General features: G+C 70.9%; 5 protein-coding genes. 1 reads left to right on the top strand and 4 read right to left on the bottom strand.

The window, feature by feature from the left end; all coding sequences use genetic code 11:
- Positions 1-24 precede the first annotated feature (24 nt).
- Together ON37_RS33615 and ON37_RS06530 are read right to left on the bottom strand one after the other, a co-directional pair.
- Entirely contained in the window at positions 25-14,379 is a 14,355-nt protein-coding gene (locus ON37_RS33615) for a type I polyketide synthase (RefSeq protein WP_281004674.1), read from the bottom strand.
- A gap of 662 nt (positions 14,380-15,041) precedes the next feature.
- Positions 15,042-15,686 carry a maleylpyruvate isomerase family mycothiol-dependent enzyme gene (locus ON37_RS06530; protein ID WP_040717883.1) on the bottom strand — a complete coding sequence of 215 codons (645 nt, stop codon included), beginning with the start codon at positions 15,684-15,686 and terminating at the stop codon, positions 15,042-15,044.
- Positions 15,687-16,039: 353 nt separating this feature from the next.
- Here ON37_RS06530 and ON37_RS06525 point away from each other — a divergent pair, with 353 nt between their 5' ends.
- The gene (locus tag ON37_RS06525) at positions 16,040-17,413 is read left to right on the top strand and encodes an ABC1 kinase family protein (RefSeq protein ID WP_040717927.1); all 1,374 of its coding nucleotides are present in this window, start codon (positions 16,040-16,042) and stop codon (positions 17,411-17,413) included.
- Between the two features lie 21 nt (positions 17,414-17,434).
- On the opposite strand, the gene ON37_RS06520 is transcribed toward ON37_RS06525, so the two are convergent.
- On the bottom strand, positions 17,435-17,773 hold the full coding sequence (locus ON37_RS06520; protein WP_040717882.1) for a hypothetical protein: 339 nt from the start codon (positions 17,771-17,773) through the stop codon (positions 17,435-17,437).
- 151 nt (positions 17,774-17,924) lie between these two features.
- The coding region (locus tag ON37_RS06515; RefSeq protein ID WP_040717881.1) for an esterase/lipase family protein at positions 17,925-18,449 on the bottom strand (525 nt) is incomplete at its 5' end.

The raw sequence follows: 18,449 nt of genomic DNA, 5'->3' as shown, positions 1-18,449 counted from the left end.
TGGGTAACTCCTAAGAACGTCGGCTCAGCCGAGGTTGTCGATGAAGTCGAACAGCTCGCGATCGTCCGCGGTGTCGAGCCGGTCGACGACGCTGTCGGCGCCGGGGTCGTCGGCGGCGCCGTCCTCGAGTTGGCGCAGCAGTACGGTCAACCGGCGCGCCACGTCCGACCGGTCCTCGGGTGACAGCTCGGCCGCGGCGCAGCTTCGGGTCAGCGAATCGATCTCGGCCGCAATGCGTTCCGCGGGATCCTCGGCCGGAACCAGCTGCCGGTACACGAACCCGGCCAGATCCTCGGCGGTCGGATAGTCGAATACCAGCGTCGCGGGCAACTGCAGACCGGTCGCCCGGACCAACTGATTGCGGAACTCCATGACGCTGAGCGAATCGAAACCGATGTCCTTGAAGGGCATATCCGGTGCGATCGACCCGCTACCGTCGTGGCCCAGCACCGCCGCGGCCTGGGTGCGGACCACGTCGAGCACGATACGTTCCTGCTCGGCCGGGGTGCGGCCCGCCACCAGCGCGGCCAACGTCGACGACTCGCTCGCCGCCGCGGCGGTCGCCCGCCGACGGGTGGGCCGCACCAACCCGCGCATGATCGATCGGCCGTGCGCGGCGAGCGCGGACCGGTCGATCCGGACCGCGGCCACCTCCGCGCGACCACTCGCCACGGCCGCGTCGAACAGCGCCACACCGTCCTCGATCTCCAGCGGCGGGAAACCGTCCCGGCGCAACCGGGCGATGTCGGCGGCACCGAGGTCGCCGGTCATTCCGGTGCTCTCGGCCCACAGCCCCCACGCCATCGACGTCGCGGGCAGTCCGTGGATGTGCCGATGCTGGGCCAGCGCGTCGAGGAAGACGTTGGCGGCGGCATAGTTCGCCTGGCCCGGGTTACCGATCACACCCGCGATCGACGAGTACAGGACGAACATCGACAGATCCAGATCCTTCGTCGCCGCATGCAGATTCCATGCCGCATCGACCTTCGGACGCAGGACCTCGGCGATTCGCTCCGGTGTCATGGTGGCCAGCAGACCGTCCGACAACACACCCGCCGCATGAACCACGCCCGTGAGCGGATGGTCCGCCGGAACGGCCGCCAGCACCCGGTCCACGGCGTCGCGGTCGGCGGCGTCACACGCCACCACCTCGACCTGTGCGCCCAGCGCGGCGAGGTCGTCCCGCAATTCGGCCGCACCGGGCGCCGCCGGACCCCGCCGGCCGGCCAGCACCAGGTGGCGCACACCGTATTCGGTGATCAGCTGCCGCGCGACCACGGCACCCAAACCGCCCGTACCACCGGTGATCAGCACGGTGCCCTCGGGACGCAGCGGGGCCGGCACGGTGAGCACGTTCTTGCCGATATGCCGGGCCTGACTCATGTGCCGGAACGCTTCCGGCGCCTGACGCAGGTCCCACGCGGTGATCCGCGAGGGCGTCAGGGCACCGGCTTCGAAGAGCCCGACGACGGCCCGCAGGATCTGCCCCAGCCGGTCCGGCGGCACGTCCAGAAGCATGAAGTGGTGGTAGTCCACGCCGGGGTGATCGGCGGCCACCTGCTCGGCGTCGCGCTCGTCGAGGTGACCCATCTCGATGAACTTGCCGCCGTGCGGCAGCAACCGCAACGACGCGTCCACGAAGTCGAGGGTCAGCGAATTCAGCACGATGTCCACGCCGCGGCCGGCCGTGGCGTCGAAGAACTTCCGCTCGAAGTCGAGAGTCCGCGAATCACCGATCTCGGAATCGTCGAATCCCAACTCGCGCAACACATCCCATTTGGATCGGCTCGTGGTCGGCAACACCCGCAACCCCAGATACCGAGCCAGCTGAATCGCCGCCAGCCCGACTCCGCCGGTGGCGGCGTGCAGCAGCAGCGTCTGGCCCGGTCGTGCCCCGGCCAGATCGACGAGGCCGTAATAGGCGGTCGCGTACACCACCGGCACCGCGGCGGCCTGGGCGAAGGACCAGCCGCGCGGAATCCGGGCGAGCAGGCGATGATCGGTGACCGTCACCGAGCCCGCCCCGGAGGTGAATCCGAAAACCCGGTCGCCGGGCGCGAATTCGGTGACATCCGACGCCACCTCCAGCACGACACCGGCGCCCTCGACGCAGATGGTCGGGCTGATCGATCGGTCTCCGGTCATCGCATCCGACACCATGCCCAAGGTGATCAGCACATCGCGGAAGTTCACGCCCGCCGCGCGCAGCGCGATCCGAACCTGCCCGGGCGCGAGCTCGCGCAACTCCTCCGGCGTCTCCACCACGGCGAGGTTGTCACCGGTCAAGGTGCCCTTGCCGGCATGGGTCAGCCGCCAGGCCCGCGCGCGAATCAGCTCGCTCGCGCCGACGATATCGCCCGGACCCCGGGTCAGCCGGGGTGCGTACAGCGCCCCGCGCCGGATGGCCAGTTGGGGTTCGGCACCGAGCGTCACCGCGACCGCCACGGCCCACCCGTAACCGTCCCGATCGTCGATGTCGACGGCCAGGATTCGATCCGGGTGCTCACTCTGCGCCGTGCGCAACAGCCCCCACGCCGCGGCCGCGACCAGATCCACCGCTTCGCCCGGATGGGTGGCCACCGCGTGGTGGGTCACCACCACGATCGGTTCCTCGCGGGCCAGCAACCGCTGCATGCGCACGGTCAGGTCGGTGACCGAATCCCGCACGGCCGCAGGGAGATCCCCGTCGGCACTGCCGCTCGAAGAACGGGCGGGATCGAACCGCACGACGGTCACCCGCCGACCGGCCACCGTGACGACGTCCTCGTCCCGGCCGGAGCCCTCGACATCGAGGTCGCCCGGTTCGTCCGGGGACGGCAGCGCCACCCATTCCACGTGGTAACCGACGCCGTCACTGCGCCGGCGGGCAGCACCCAGGAGGGTGTCGGTCGACAGCTGCCGCAGCGTCAGCGCGGCCACCTCGGCCACCGGGGCGCCCGCGGCATCGGTCACGCGCACCGCGATCCGATCGCTGCCGGAGCGAACCGCGCGAACCCGCAACGACGCCGCGCCGGTCGCGTACAGCTCGACGTTCTCCCAGGAGAACGGGACGGCCACGACATCGGGCCCGGCCTCGGGGAGCAACCCGCCCAGCAGGATCGCGTGCAGCGCGGCATCCAGCAGCGCGGGGTGGATCGCGAACTCGCCGCCGTGCGGCGCCGTTTCCGGCAGTGCGACCTCGGCGAACACTTCGTCGTCGCGCCGCCACAGGGCCGTGAGGCCCTGGAACACCGGCCCGTACTCGTATCCCCGCTCGGCCAGGACCGCATACCCGTCCGCGACCGGTATCGCGGTCGCACCCGCGGGCGGCCAGGCGGCCGTTCCCGGATCGGCCGCCGGTGCGTCCGCCTGCGCGGTGACCGATCCCACCGCATGCCGCGTCCATTCCTCGGCTTCGTCGGCGTCGTGCGCACGGGAGTACACCGATACCGGGCGCGCCCCGGACTCGTCGGGACCGCCTGCCATGACCCGCAATTCGACGGCGCCGGAGGTGGGCACCGGCAGCGGCGCCTCGAGCACCAACTCCGCCACCCGCGGCGATCCCAGCAGCGTTCCGACGTGCAAGGCCAGCTCGACGAGCGCGGCGCCGGGCAGCAGAGCGACGCCCGCGACGGCGTGGTCGGCCAACCACGGCTGATCGGTCGTGGACAGCCGGGCGGTGAAGACCACGTCCGGCGCATCCGGCAGTCGCAGCATCGCGCCCAGCAGTGGGTGTCCGGCGTCGGCCAGGCCCGATTGCCGCACATCGTGCGCGGCGGCGGGCCGCAGCCAGTACCGCCGATGCTGGAACGCGTAGGTCGGCAACGCCACCCGCTCGGCGGGCGGGGCGAGCGCCGCGGGCGCCACCGTCACGCCCGCGCAATGCGCCTGCGCCAACGCCACGGCGACCTGCTCCGGCCCGCCCCGATCGCGCTGCAAGGTGCCGAACACCGCCACCCGATCGGCCATCCCGAGCGCGTCCACGGTCGAAGCCATCCCGACCGTCAGGACCGGATGCGGGCTCACCTCGATGAAGGCGTTCACCCCGGCCCGGGCCAGCGCCGCCACCGATTCCGCGAACCGCACCTGCTCGCGCAGCCCCCGGTACCAGTAGTCCGCATCCAACCGCGCGGTATCCACATAGTCCGCGGACACGGTCGAGAAGAACGGCACCGAACCCGGCACCGGCTCGACGGCGGACAGTTCGGCCGTCACCCGATCCCGGATCGCTTCCACCGCCGCCGAATGCGACGCGTAGTCCACCGGAATCCGTCGCACCCACACCCCGTCGGCCGCACACGCGGCGACGAACTCGTCCACGGCGGATGCCTCGCCGGACACCACGGTTTCGCCCGGACCGTTCTCCGCCGCCACCGAGATCCGGCCGCCGAATTCGGCGGCCCGCTGCTCGACCGCCGCGGTGGTCAGCCGCACCGAGGCCATGCCGCCGCGGCCGGCGAGCTCCTCGGCGACGATCCGGGACCGCAGGGCGACCACCCGGGCGCCGTCGGCCGTCGACAACCCACCGGCGACCACGGCCGCCGCGATCTCCCCCTGCGAATGTCCCAGCACCGCAACGGGTTCGACACCGTTCGCGCGCCACAGCCGCGCCAGCGACACCATCACCGCGAACAGCACCGGTTGGACCACATCCACCCGCTCCAGCGCCGCCGCGCCGAGTTCCCCGCGCAGCACCGCGGTCAACGACCAATCGACGAACGGTGCCAGTGCGGCCTCACACTCGGCGATCGCATCCGCGAATACCCCACCGGCGGCGAGCAATTCGGCGGCCATACCCGCCCACTGGCTGCCCTGCCCCGGAAATACGAACGCCACCCGACGCGACACGGCACGCCCGGAGACGACGCCGTCGGCGCCGGAGCCCGATTCGGCCAGCCGCGCCACCCCGGCGACCAGGTCCGCCGGGTTCCGGGCCACCACCGCAGCGCGCCACTCCAGCTGCGACCGGTGCCGCAACAATGAATGCGCGATATCGCCCGGCTTCGCATCCGGATGCGTCCCCAACCACTGCGCGAGGCGAACCGCCTGCTCCCGCAGCGCTTCCCGGCTCTGCGCGGACACCACCCAGGTGACGGGCCGGTCGATTTCGCCGGCGTCGGCCGGTCGCGGACGCTCCGGCCCGGCGGCCGATACCTCGGCCGAGGCGGGCGCTTCCTCGAGAATCACGTGCGCGTTGGTGCCGCTGATCCCGAACGAGGACACCCCGGCACGCCGGACCCGTCCGTTGTCCTGCCACGGCCGCGCCTCGGTCAGCAGCTCGACCGCACCGGCCGACCAATCCACGTGCGGGCTGGGCTCGTCCACGTGCAGGGTGCGGGGCAGCATCCGATGCCGCAGCGCCTGCACCATCTTGATCACGCCGCCCACCCCGGCGGCGGCCTGCGCGTGGCCGATATTCGACTTCAACGAGCCGAGCAGCAGCGGCCGCGACCGGTGCTGTCCGTAGGTGGCGAGCAGTGCGTTCGCCTCGATCGGATCACCGAGCGGGGTCCCGGTGCCGTGCGCTTCCACCGCATCCACATCCGACGGTGTCAGGCCGGCATCGGCCAACGCCGCCATGATCACCCGCTCCTGTGCCGGACCGTTCGGCGCGGTCAAACCGTTGCTCGCCCCGTCCTGATTCACCGCCGAGCCCCGCACGACGGCGAGAACCCGGTGACCCAGCCGGCGAGCATCGGACAGGCGCTCGACCACGAGCATCGCCGCGCCCTCCGACCAGGTGATCCCGTCGGCGGCCGCGGAGAACGACTTGCACCGAGCATCCCGGGCCAGACCGCGCTGGCGCGAGAATTCCACGAACACCATCGGTGTCGCCATCACCGTCGCGCCGCCCACGAGAGCCAGCGAGCTCTCGCCTTGGCGCAGTGCGCGGCAGGCGGTGTGCAATGCCACCAGCGAGGACGAGCACGCGGTGTCGACGGTCAGCGCCGGTCCCTCCAGACCCAGCGCGTACGACACCCGTCCGGAGGCCACGCTGCCCATGACACCGGTGACCGCATAGCCCTCGACCTCGGCCCCGGCCTTGCGTGTCACCTCCGCGTAGTCCTGGTACATCACGCCGGTGTAGACGCCGGTATCGCTGCCCCGCAAGGAGGCCGGGTCGATTCCCGCATCCTCCAACGCCTCCCATGACACCTCGAGCAGCAGGCGCTGCTGCGGATCCATCGCGGACGCTTCCCGAGGACCGATGCCGAAGAATCCGGCGTCGAAATCCGCTGCGCCGGTGAGGAATCCGCCCTCGCGGATATACGACGTGCCGGAGTGCTCCGGATCGGGGTCGAACAGTCGCTCGAGATCCCAGCCGCGGTCCGCGGGAAACTCGCCGATGGCGTCGGTCTCCGACACCAGCAGATCCCACAGCTGGTCCGGCGATCCGACACCGCCCGGATACCGGCACGCCATTCCGACGATGGCGATCGGTTCGTCCGCGCGAATCGGTGTGGCTACCCGGCTTCGGGAGGTGTCGGCGGAGTCGTCCGCCTTCTCGGATTCCACGAGCGACCGGAGGAATGTCGCCACCGCCGCCGGGGTGGGATGGTCGAAAACGAGGGTCGAGGGCAGCCGCACGCCCGTCGCCTTGCCGAGCCGGTTACGGAATTCCACACCGCCCAGCGAGTCCAGACCCAGATCGCCGAAAGGCTTCTCGACATCGACCTCGCCCGGCGAGGCGTACCCCAGCACCGCGGACGCGTGCTCGCGCACGAGGTCGAGCACCAGCTCACCGCGCCGGGCGTCGGGTACCGCCGCCAATCGGGATCCGAGCGACCCGGGCGTCCGGGCGGCAACCGGCGCGGGTGCCCGCCGCACGAAGCCGCGGAGTATCGCGGGAACCGCGGCGGCATCGGTCTGCCGGCGCACCGCCGCCGCGTCGAAGCGGATCGGAGCCAGCTGCGCCTCGGCGTGGCCGAGGGCACGATCGAACAGTCGCACGCCGTCGGCGTTCTCGAGCTGGCCGAAACCCATTCGCTCCCAACGCGCCACGGCCGCGCGGTCGAGTTCACCGGTCATCCCGCTGCCCTGATGCCACGGCCCCCAGGCCAGCGCTGTCGCGGTCGCCCCGGCTGCCCTCCGCTGCTGTGCCAGCGCGTCCAGGTAGGCGTTGGCCGCGGCGTAGTTGCTCTGCCCGGCCGAGCCGACCGATGCCGCGATCGACGAGAACAGCACGAACGCCGAGATATCGCGGTCCCGGGTCAGCTCGTGCAGATGCCACGCGCCGTCCACCTTCGGCGCCAGCACCCGATCCACCTGCTCGGGGGTCAGCGACGACACGGTGCCGTCGTCCAGCACCCCGGCGGCATGGATGATCGCCAGCGGCTCGTCGGTTGCGATGGTGCCCAGCAGGTTTCGTACCGAAGCACGATCGGCGACATCGCACGCGACCACTCGCGCGTCGGCGCCCGCCTGCGTCAACTCGCGCACCAGTGCGGCCGCACCGGGTGCTTCGAGACCACGCCGCGATGTCAGCACCAGGCGTCGCACCCCGTGTTCGGCGACGAGGTGGCGGGCAAAGACCGCGCCGAGACCACCCGTACCGCCGGTGATCAGCACCGTCGCGGCCGCCAACCCCGGCAGATCTGCCGCCGGCGCGGGCGCTCGGGTCAGCCGGGGCACCAGAATCTGCCCCTCGCGCACCGCGACCTGGGGCTCGCCCGAACGCACAACCTCGGCGATCCGGTCGGCCGACAGCGGTGCGGCGGGATCCTCGTCGATCAGCACGAACCGATCCGGATACTCCGACTGCGCACTGCGCATCGCGCCCCACACCGCCGCGGCGCCGAGGTGTGGGCCCGCGTCCACCGGTCCGGCTCCGCCCGTGGTGACGACCACCAAGCGGACATCGGAAAGCCGTTCCACCGCGAGCCACGCCCGCACCATCGTCATCGTGGTGTGCACTGCCGCGCGGACCGTGCCCGGTTCGGTCGCCGCGGGACCGACGGGAACCCGCCAGACGACCGCATCCGGAAGGGACCGAGCCGCATCGAGGTCGGCCGGCGAGGGATACGTATCGGCGATGCCGGAGATATCGGCGCCCGCCAGCGCAGCGATGGTGGCCGCGGACGGACCGGCCGGCACCGGAAGCACCGGCTCCCAACCGATTCGGTACACGCCGGATCGATCCGCCGCCTCGTCGCCGAGCGTTCCGGTGGGAATCGGGCGCATGATCACCGCACCGATCTCGGCCACGGGCGCGCCGTGCGGGTCGGTGAGCGACACCGTGATCCGCCGATCGTCCCCGTCGCGGTCGGCCACCAGCCGGGCCCGCAACGAGGTGGCGCCCACCGCGTGAATGTCGATGTTCTCCCACGAGTACGGCACCGGAATCGTGCCCGGCGCCGCACCCTCGGCCAGGCCGCCGAGCAGCAGCGCGTGCAGCACCGCGTCCAGCAGAGCCGGGTGCAGCCCGAATCCGTCCGCCGAGGCGTGCCCGGTCGTGCGGGCATCCGGGGACTGCACCGGCTCCGGCAATGTCACTTCGGCGAAGACCTCGCCGTCACGCCGCCACAGTGCGGTCAGCCCACGGAACGCGGGACCGTAGTCGTAGCCGCGCTCGGCCAGCTCCGCATAGGCGTCCTCGATCGGCACGGGCTGCGCCGCGACCGGTGGCCAGCTCTCCGGCTGCTGCGCGGCAGCCGAATCCCCCGGTGCCACCAGCGTTCCCGTGGCATGGCGCACCCACGGCGCCTGCTCCGCGGCACCGTCGTGCCGGGGCCGGGAATGCACCGACAGCTGCCGAGAACCGCCCGCATCGGGCCCGCTCACCAGCACCCGCAGTTCGACGGCGCCCGCCGCCGGCACGATCAGCGGGGCGGTGACGATCAGCTCGGCCGGGCGTGGACTGCCGACGACCGCCCCGGCGTGCAGCGCCAGCTCCACGAAGGCCGTCCCCGGCAGCAGGACGGCACCGTCGATCACGTGATCGGCGAGCCACGGGTGGCTCGCCGACGAGAGCAGGCCGGTCAGCACCACCCCGTCCGCATCGGGCAACCACACCGCCGCACCCAGGAGCGGATGATCGATGCGATCCAGACCCGTCAGCCGCACGTCGGCGCTCGCCACGACCTCCGGCAGCCAGTACCGCCGACGCTGGAAAGCGTACGTGGGCAAGGGAACTCGGTGCCCGGGGCGGCGCCGGAGCAGCGCCGTCCAATCGACCCGGACACCGGACGTGTGGACCTGGGCCAGCATCGTGCACAGTTGCAGGGCCTCGTCGTGGTCGCGGCGAGCGGCGGCCGTCACCACCGACTCCGCGCTGTCTCCGAGGATCTGCCGGGTCAGCGCCGTGAGCACCGCGTCGGGACCGACCTCCAGGAACCGACGCACGCCCGAGGCGAGCAACGTCTCGATCCCGGGTGCGAAGCGGACCGCGTCGCGCACGTGCCGCACCCAGTAGGACGGTTCCATCAGCTCGTCACCGGCGAGCAGGCCGGACCGGTTCGACACCACCGGCAGCCGGGGCCGGTGATAGGTCAACTCCGCTGCGACAGCGGCGAATTCGTCCAGCATCGGCTCCATCAGCGCCGAGTGGAACGCGTGCCCGACCCGCAGTCGCGACGTCTTGCGCCCGCGCCGGACGAACAGCGCTTCGATCTCGGCGATCGCCGCCTCCACTCCCGACACCACGAGGGCCTCGGGCGCGTTCACCGCGGCGACCGACACCCGCCCGGAATACCGTGCGACGACCTCGTTCACCTCCGGTTCGGCCGCCGCGACGGCCAGCATCGCGCCACCCGGCGGCAGCGCACCCATCAGCCGACCGCGGGCCGCCACCAACCGGCAGGCGTCCGCCACGGACCACAGGCCCGCGAGATGGGCGGCCGCGACCTCTCCGATCGAGTGGCCGATCAGGACGTCCGGGGTGACGCCGAACGATTCCAGCAGCCGATACAGCGCCACCTCGAAGGCGAACAGCGCGGGCTGGGTGAACTCGGTCCGATCCAGCACGCCCTCGGCATCGGTGAACATCAGCTCGCGCAGGGAACGGCCGAGCAACGGGTCGATGTGCGCACACACCTCGTCCAGGGCCGCCGCGAATACCGGAAACGCCTGGTACAGGCCCGCACCCATCCCGACCCGCTGGGCGCCCTGCCCCGTGCAGAGGAAGGCAGTACGCCCCGAACCGACGACACCCTCGACCACCCCGGCGCCGGCCCCGGCCTCGGCGACGGTCGCCAGCCGCTCGAGCACTTCGGCGCGGTCGCGGCCCAGGACCACGGCGCGGGATTCGAGCTGCGCCCGCGATGTCGCGAGCGCGTAGGCCGCATCGGCGATATCCAGCTCGGGGCGCTCGGTGAGCCAAGCCCGCAGTCGAGCAGCCTGCGCCCGCAGCGCGGCTTCGCCCTTGCCCGACACCAGCAGCGGCACGACCGGCAGTGGAGCCGGGTGGTGGTCCTCGGCCGCCGGGAGCGCGGGCGTCGGCGCTTCCTCGAGAATCAGATGCGCATTGGTCCCGCTGATTCCGAACGACGAGATCCCGGCCCGGCGCACCCGGTCCCCGGCGATCCAGGGTTCGGATTCGGTGAGCAGCCGCACCGCGCCCGCGGACCAATCCACGTGCGGCGAAGGCGTTTCGGCGTGCAATGTCCGTGGCAACCGCTCGTGTCGCAGGGCCTGCACCATCTTGATCACACCGGCGACGCCGGCGGCCGCGACGGTGTGGCCGATATTCGACTTCACCGAACCGATCCGCACCGGCTCGCGGGCGTCGCGGCCCTGGCCGTATACGGCGATCAACGCCTGCGCTTCGATCGGATCGCCGAGCCTGGTGCCGGTGCCGTGCGCCTCCACCGCGTCCACCTCGGTGGGCGAGATCCCGGCGTCGGCGAGGGCCTGCGCGATCACCCGCTCCTGGGCCGGCCCGTTCGGTGCGGTCAATCCGTTGCTCGCGCCGTCCTGGTTCACCGCGCTGCCGCGAACGACGGCCAGCACGTGATGGCCGAGCCGCTGCGCGTCCGAAAGCCGCTCGAGCACGAGCACGCCCGAACCCTCGGACCACACCACGCCGTCCGCGTCGGCCGAGAACGCCTTGCACCGGCCGTCGGGAGACAAGCCACGTTGGCGGGCGAAGTCCACGAACAGATACGGACTCGCCGCGACCGTCACACCGCCGGCGAGCACCAGCGAGGTCTCGCCCTGGCGCAGCGCCCGGCAGGCCAGGTGCAGCGCCACCAGCGACGACGAGCAGGCCGTATCCACCGTCACGGCCGGACCTTCCAGCCCGAGCACGTAGGCGACCCGGCCCGAGACGACGCTGTGCGAGGTGCCGGTCAGCCGGTATCCCTCCAGCTCGCCGCTCACCCGTCGGGAGTAGCCCGAGGCGCAGGCGCCGACGAAGACCGCGGTATCGCTGCCGCGCAACGACGTCGGGTCGATGCCCGCGTCCTCCAGTGCCTCCCACGACGTTTCGAGAAACAGTCGTTGCTGCGGGTCCATCGCCCAGGCCTCGCGGGGGCTGATGCCGAAGAACCCGGGATCGAAATCACCTGCGTCGCCGAGGAATCCGCCGCGCCGGGTGTACACCGTTCCGGGCTTGTCCGGATCGGGATCGAACAACCGGTCCAGATCCCATCCCCGGTCGGTCGGAAAATCGCCGATCACGTCCCGGCCCGCGTCGGTGAGATCCCACAGGTCCTCGGCCGACCGCACACCACCGGGGAATCGGGCGCCGATGCCGACGATGGCGATCGGTTCGTCCGTGGTCGTCCGTCGGTTCACCCGATGCGGCCCCCGGTCGGCGCCGGTAACCCGGGCTTGCAGCAGGGCGGCCACCGCATTCGCGGTCGGATGGTCGAAGACCAGCGATGCCGGCAGCGCCACCCCGGTGACCCGTGCCAGCCGGTTCCGTAGTTCCAGCCCGGTGACGGAGTCGAGACCGAGGTCGGTGAACGGCAGGTCGGGCCGGATCGAGCGGGCCGAGTCGTGGCCCGACACCGCCGCGGCATGTTCGCGAACGATATCGAGGACCAGGGAGTGACGCTGATAGTCGGGGACCGCCGCCAAGCTGCGGGCCAGCGGGCTGTCGTCCCACGTGCCGTCGCCCGCGGCGGCGGGACCCGCCGCGGCCGATGCTGCGGAGTCGGACGACGCGCCGGACCGGGCGCCGCGCCGCTGGAACGCGTACGGCGGCAGCTCTACCCGTGCTCCGCCGGGCACCAGCACGGCCGGATCCACCGGCAGACCGGCGCAGTAGGCCTGTACCAGCGAGACCAGGAATCGGGCTCGGTCGCCCGCGCCGCGCTGCAGCGATCCGACGACAGCCACCCGGTCGGCGGCTCCGGCCGCCTCGGCGGTCCCGGCAATACCCATCGTGAGCACCGGATGCGGACTGATTTCGACGAATCCGGTGACGCCCCCGTCGATCAAGGCCGCCACGGAATCGGCGAATCGGATAGGTTCCCGTTCCGACCGATACCAGTATTCGGCGTTCAGTTCCGCCGTATCCAGCCGGTCGGCGACGACCGGGGAGAAGTACGGCACCGAGCCGGACCGCGGCCGGATCGGCGCCAGGTCCGCGAGCAACCGGGCACGGATCCGCTCGACCGCCGTCGAATGCGATGCGTAATCGATCGCGACCCGGCGAGCCCGGACCTGCTCGCCGGCACAGTCGGCCAGGAACTCCTCGACCGCCGACACCTCGCCGGAGACCACGCTCTGCGCGGGGCCGTTCACCGCGGCCAATGCCAGCCGGCCCGCGTACCTCGACAGGCGTTCGCGCACCGCCTCGGCGTCCAGCCCGACCGAGGCCATCGCACCCCGCCCGACCAGGTCGTCGGCGATCGCCCGGGATCGCAGCGCCACCACCCGGGCCGCATCGGCCAACGACAGCCCACCGGCGATGTGGGCGGCGGCGACCTCGCCGTGGGAATGGCCGATCACGACGTCCGGCCGCACACCGGCCGCCTGCCACATCCGGGCCAGCGAGACCATCACCGCGAAGAGAACGGGCTGCACCACATCCGCGGTCTCCGGCGCGGGCGCGTCCGCGTCGCCGCGCAGCACCGCGGTCAGCGACCAGTCCACGTGCGGGGCGAGGGCAGCCTCGCACTCGGCGATCGACTCCGCGAAGGCGCGATCCGACTCGAGTAGATCCCGCGCCATGCCCGCCCACTGGCTGCCGTTGCCGGGGAAGACGAAGGCGATCCGTCGCCGCTCGGCCCGGCCGGTGATCGGATTTCGCGCCGGCGCGGGGGCGGCCGGATCGGCCAGCGCCGCCAGACCGGCCAGCAGCTCCGCCCGGTCCGCTCCGACGACACTTCCCCGCCAAGGCATCTGGGCTCGCGTCGTGAGCAGCGAGTAGGCCACGTCGGTCGCGGCGTCATCCGGGTGATGCAGCAGCCATTCCCGCAACCGGGCCGCCTGGGCCCGCACACCGCCCTCGCTTCGAGCCGAGACCACCCAGGGCACCACCGGGGCGGTACCGTCCGCCGGGGCGGTGGATTCGGTGGCCGCGGGCTCCGCCACGATCGCGGCGGTGTCGGTGCGGCCCGTGCCGGACGGCGACACGCTCGTCACCCGGAATTCCGCGACGGAGCATTCCGCACCGTCACTCTCGTCATGAACTACGTTGTTGCCGAACCGATTTCGTCGATCCCGGCGCACCCGGAACACGGCCTCGAGCAGGCTCGCGATGCCCTGTCCATCGCCACGACGGCCGACCGCCGCGGAGTCCGAGCCGACGGCCTGCGGTGTCTCCCGCGCCTCCTCGGAGGCGCTCGCCGCTCGGTTCTCGTCATCGACCGGATCGACGCGGAGCACGGCGTGGATCAGATCGCCGTCGGCGATCGCCCGGGTGAGCGGTTTCAGCACCACCATCGCGCCGGCCTCCGGCGACTCGCCCGACCGCTCGATCAGCTCACCCGCGGTCGGCATACCGCCGGCCAGTGCGAGATCGCTGTCGCCACTGCGCAGGCTGTCGTAGGCCATTCGGACCGCGACCAGCGAGGAGGGCTGCGGGCCGTCGAGCGCGATGCTCGGACCCTCGAATCCGAAGTAGGTCGAGATGCGCTCGGCGGTCCGAGGCCCGGCGCCGGTGACGAACACGCCGCATCGCAGACCGCCGAGTGGCGTGGCGACCAGGCCCGCGTTCTCGAGTGCCTGCCAGCCGAGTTCGAGCGCCGACAGCGGCCGCGGACCGAGCTCCCCCGCCTCCTCGGGCGCGATCCCGAAGAAGTCCGCGTCGAATTCCTCGGCGTCGAATTCCTCGGCGCCGAACCCCTCGGCGTCGAACCCCTCGGCATCGAATCCCAAGGCGCCGAACCCCTCGGCGCCCAACTCCCCCGGCTCGGATACCCCGGCGCCGACGGTCCCCGCCCCGAACTCCACTACCCCCCGGATTCTGCAGGACATGCCGACGATAGCGACGGCAAATGCCGATCCGGTCACCTTTGACAAGCCTTCCTGGACGAACGCACGGACCCACGTCCTCGGCCGCCGGGCGGGCACGAGGACGAATCCTGCTTCGGCACAATCGATTTCGATACGCCCAGGACCCGCGAGGTCCGGGACGATCCGTGGGGCATCATCCGCTGGACCGGCACGAAGCCGGCGATACCGAAGGCCGTACGCCGCGGGTTCGGTGCGGCGAACGGCCTGCACGGGAAAGCGGGAGCGCTACCGGCCTTGCCGGAGAATCGGCGTCTGTGAGGAGGTGGTGCCCGAGGAAGAAGGGTGCGTCGTACTTACGAAACGACGCCGTGGAATATCACAATGATCCCTTTCGGGCTTCGGGCTACAACACAGGAACTCATAGTTACCGAACAGTATTTGGCCGTTCTCGGCCTTGTCAACAATGGGAATACCCCCTACCGAGGGCCTGGGTCGGGCCCGGCGACCAGCCGCTACGAACATTGCGGAGCCCGACCTCACCTGGATGCCGGGGGCCGCGTCAGCTGTCCGCGCCGACCCGCACCAGAGCACAGGTCGCCATGACGCCCGTCCGCGAAGGAGTCGGTATCGGCAGCCGTGCGACCGGATGTGCGCACCTCGCCGGTGCGGACCGAAGGCTTGCCGGACGGTTTCCCGGCAAGCCCCGCCGAGTCCTGTCGTTACCGGGCGATCCGCTCGCGCAGCGTGGCCAGGCCCGGTCCGGAGAGATCCTCGCAATATGCCGCACGTCCGGCCATGACCATCGTCAGGGCGATCGTCGTACCGCTGACCAGCGGTCCCGTCCCGGCAGCGAACGGGCCGTCGGTCGCCTCCAGCCGCAGGCCGTCGATCGCGCTGCGGCTGGCGACGGTGAAATCGCGTGCGGCGTAGAAGCGGGCGACCTCGGTGGCGGCCGCGATGCCGGGGGCGCTGGACAGCCCGAGCGGACGGCGAATGTCCTGGGCATGGACCACCACCTCACCGAGCCACGCCGGGGTGTGCCCGGACGGCGCGACGGTGCTGTGGATACTCGCGCGGAACAATTCCAGCGTCTCCGCCGGGGTCGCGCCGCGGCACTCGGCGAGCCGCCGGGCGTTGTGCTTGTCGAAATCGAAGCGGGCCCCGATGACACTGCGCAGCCAGCGCAGCCGCCCGATGCGTGCCGTCGCGGTGAGGTGGGCGACGACTTCCTCGACGGTCCACTGCCCGCACAGTGTCGGCGCCTTCCACTGCTGCTCGTCCAACTCGGCGAGATCATCGGCCAGGGCGGCGCGCTCGGCCCGCACCATCGCCCAAATCTCCTCCCGAGCAACAACATTCGTCATGGTCAACCTCCGATTCGGATACCCGCCCGCCGCGGCGTCGTGGGGTCCCGACGGCGGATCTTCGGCAATGCAGACGGTGCGGCGCCCGAAAAGTCATCTGCGCCGTCTCGGCCGGCAGCGATACGAGCCCGTGGAGTCCGGCCGTCGCGGCCGACCGGCCGTACGTTCCGCGGTGGCGACAACGTTTTGTGCACGGGCCCGAATCCGGCGGCGCGATCTGGTGAACCTCACGCGATTCGAACGGGTCCGGACGGCGGCGCCGCATGCGATCGTTAGCGTGGCGTCGACGCACCTGTGGATGTCGTCCGGCATCGACCGTCGGCGCCCGCGCCGAGCCGATGGAGGTCCCAGCAGTGAGCAACCGTGTGCCCAACGGGCGGATCGCGCGCGGCGGCCGGCTCGGCCGGCTGGCGGCGGGTCAAGCGATCCGCGGTGTCGGGACCCGGTTGTCGATGGTGGGGCGCACCGAAGAGGCCCGCCGGCGGCTCAGTGAGCGGTCGGCGATGCAGGCGGCGCAGCAGCTGGTGACGGTACTCGGCGGTATGAAGGGCGCCGCGATGAAGCTCGGGCAGATGCTGTCGGTGCTCGATCTCGACCTGCTGCCGGAAGAACAACGCGAGATGTTCCGCGCCAAACTCGCCGAACTGCGCGATCGAGCTCCGGCCTTTCCCTTCGCCGCCATGCAGAACGTCATCGAGGACGACCTCGGACCGCTGAGCCGGACCTTCGCCGATTTCGACCCGACGCCCATCGCGGCGGCCTCGATCGGACAGGTCTATCGCGCGCAACTGCACGACGGGCGCCAGGTGGCGGTCAAGGTGAAGTACCCCGGCGTCGATCGGGCCGTCGAGGCCGATATGCGCAATCTGATGATGATCAGCCGCCTCTGGAAGGCCATCCTCCCCAGCGCCGCCGACGAAGAGGTGCTCGCCGAGATCGCCCGCAATATCGGCAGCGAACTGGATTACGCCCGCGAGGCGCGGACCCAGCACCACGTGGCCACCCGCTACCGCGGACACCCCTACATCACGGTGCCCGATGCCATCGAAAACCACTGCGGGCCCAACGTATTGGTCACCGACCTGGTCGACGGCCGCCCGTTCCAGGAGCTGCGGAGCCTGCCCGACGCCGAGCGCACCCGGCTCGGCGAGCTGATCTACCGCTTCTACATCACCGCCCTGTTCACCGAGCACGAGTTCTGCGGCGATCCGCATCCCGGCAACATCCTGCTGGCCCCGGACGGACGGCTCGCCTTCGTCGACTTCGGCCTCTACACCCGGATGAGCGCGGCCGATGTCGAACTCGAGCGCGTCATCATCCGCGCCGCCGGCGAAGACCGCGCCGACGAGATCTACCGGGCATGGGTCGAGCAGGGCATCGTCGATCCCGATGCGGGAGTGACACCCGAGGAATGTCTCGGCTACATCTTGGCCGCCACCGGCTGGCATCTCATCGACGAGGACATCACGGTCACACCGGAGCTGGCGACCAGTGCCGTCGTCCTGGCGGTCGATCCGCGCGCGTCCGACTTCAGCGGAATGCGGCGCCAGCGGCTGCCACCGGAGCACGTGTTCTCCCGGCGGGCCGACCTGTTCACCTACGCCGTCCTCGGCCAGCTGCACACCACCAACAACTGGCACCGCCTGGCCCGGGAATGGCTCTACGACGAGCCGCCGACCACGGAAATCGGCCTGGCCGTGGCGGATTGGCGCGCACGGTCCTCGTGAGGCACGGTCGGTCGCGCCGGCTTACGGCGTGACGGTGGTGATCGGCACCGCTCCCGGGTATCCGGCGATCTCCGGACGCCAGCTCAGATAGCCGTCGCCGTCGCGGAGCAGATTCGTCACCCACCACCGTTCGATTCCGTCGCACAGGTCGGCATAGGTGTAGGTGTCGCGCACGGGCGGAAAGGCCGCGGATTGCCGAACCGCGCGAAGAATGGCGGCCACGATGCGCCGCCGCGGCGGATGACCATAAGCGACCCAGCCGTAACCGTCGTCGAGTGGATGGATCCGAACGCCGTAGCAGTATCCGCCGAAAAGCTCGTCGATGCCGAGACCGGCTGAGCGGGAATCGAATTCGACCATCGAAACCTCCGATCGATAACCGCCGTCGCGGTTGCGAAAGCGCCCGCCGGGTGGTGAACCACCCGGCGGGCACCCGCCGCCACGAATCCGGCTTGTGAGGAGTGTCGGACGAACTCTGCGGTCGTGGCGGAGGGCAAGGGGCTGCGAGGCCTCAGAGTTTGCCGCCGCCGCCCAGCAGCCACGGGTTGAAGCTGCACGTCAGAGCCGGGGTCTGCGCCGGATCCAACGCATTCAAGATGATCGACAGGACCCGCGGCGAATACATCATCGTCAAATGATCCGACAGATCCTGCTCACACCCGTCCTGCAACGTGATGTTACGCACCGTCGCACCCGGACCCGGCTGCAAGAACGTCAAATCATACGGCGTGGTGATCTCGTCGTACCGACTACCCACCACCGTGTAATCCACCCCCGGCACCGTATCCCCACCGGCATTGAGCTGATTCACGAAATCAGACCCCACCGTCTGCTGAATACCCGCATGCCCGACGAAGATCTCCACCAACCCCAGCACATCGATACCGAAATTATTGATCGCCCGACCCAACGCACCGATACCATCCAGCGTCGTCCCATGATTGGTCGCACCGAACGTCATCATGTGATGCACCTTCGCCGCCCCACCATCGAACTTCAGATACCACCGCGACATCGCGCCACCCTGCGAGTGCCC

It is taken from the genome of Nocardia veterana NBRC 100344, from assembly GCF_000308855.1.
Taxonomy (GTDB): domain Bacteria; phylum Actinomycetota; class Actinomycetes; order Mycobacteriales; family Mycobacteriaceae; genus Nocardia; species Nocardia veterana.
The sequence above is the reverse complement of the archived record's forward strand: the minus strand, read 5'-3'. Positions and strand labels throughout refer to the sequence as shown.

Excerpts from the sequence above, each read along its gene's own strand:
- ON37_RS06520 (WP_040717882.1), bottom strand. The coding sequence starts at position 17,773 with ATGGTCGAATTCGATTCCCGCTCAGCCGGTCTCGGCATCGACGAGCTT.
- ON37_RS06530 (WP_040717883.1), bottom strand. The coding sequence starts at position 15,686 with ATGACGAATGTTGTTGCTCGGGAGGAGATTTGGGCGATGGTGCGGGCC.